The organism is Vibrio sp. 2033 (assembly GCF_033339735.1).
Genome location: NZ_JAWOVC010000518.1, coordinates 1 through 614 on the forward strand (window position 1 = coordinate 1; position 614 = coordinate 614).

Consider the following 614-nt stretch of genomic DNA (forward strand, 5'->3'; position numbering starts at 1 on the left):
GTTACAAAGAAATATTACTTAAGGAAGGTATTGTCGCTGAAAATAACACTATAAATCATCAAGAAATTGTAAAGACCCTAAAGCAGATGAAAAAAGAGCTGCCTTTTGGGGCCAAGCGAGTGGCAATTTCTGTTCCAGACAACTCAGTTATTAGCAAGAAACTGCAAATCGAACAAAGCCTTGATGAGAGCGAAATCGAGTTTGCGGTGGTACAAGCTTTTTCTCATCAATCTCCTTTTCCTGTGGAAGAACTGAGTTTGGATTTCGTACGCCTTCGTGCGGAAGAAGGGATGCGTGGAACGGACAGTTATCAAGTATTCGCTACGCGCAAAGATGTGGTTGAAAGCCGAGTTGAAGCGTTACAACAGTCTGGTTTAAAGCCTGTGTTGGTTGACGTGCACTCTCAAAGCCTAGGTCATATCTGGAAGCTTGCCGCAGAGCGTTTTCCTGAAAAAAACAAATACTGTTTGTTAGACATCGGCTCGTTAGCGAGTTCATTCACCATGTTTACCGAGCAAGGCGAACTGTTTCATAAGGAGTTTGCGTGCGGTACTCGTATCTCAATGGGGACGGCACAAGAAGACTTACTCTCTGATGATGCTAAAGCCAAAACG

At 43.6% G+C, this 614-nt stretch carries 1 protein-coding gene; it reads left to right on the forward strand.

The genetic code is table 11. The features are described 5' to 3' along the window. Nucleotides 1–614: type IV pilus biogenesis protein PilM (gene pilM, locus R7P74_RS27545; protein WP_318123855.1), on the forward strand; the 614-nt coding region annotated here is incomplete at both ends.